The sequence below is a fragment of the Ochrobactrum sp. SFR4 genome (assembly GCF_019730395.1).
In the GTDB taxonomy this organism is placed as follows: domain Bacteria; phylum Pseudomonadota; class Alphaproteobacteria; order Rhizobiales; family Rhizobiaceae; genus Pseudochrobactrum.
The window spans coordinates 1-282 of sequence record NZ_JAAPBB010000668.1; the positions used below are offsets into that span (position 1 = coordinate 1).

1 protein-coding gene is annotated in these 282 nt (G+C 44.7%); it reads right to left on the reverse strand.

The window, feature by feature from the left end; genetic code table 11:
* On the reverse strand, nt 1–282 hold a 282-nt coding region (locus HBA93_RS20730; RefSeq protein WP_221724529.1), incomplete at both ends, for a recombinase family protein.

Sequence of the window (282 nt, forward strand, 5' to 3'; positions counted from 1 at the left end):
CATCATGTTATTGATGGCTTCTGACATACGTGCAGTAAATTCATCTGTATTCGAAGATGCCATTCCCCATGACGTAGGCAAATCAAGCGCAACAACTTTAACATGCCTGTTGCGAATTTCAGACTTCAATCGCTCCCAGTCATTAGCATTCAAACGACTTAAGCGATCTACCTGCTCTATCAGCAGAATATCACCTGCCTGACAATCAGATAGCAGGCGGAACAGTTCCGGACGGTTGAGCGATGCGCCACTTTCATTTTCAGTATATGTGGCTGCTATCTT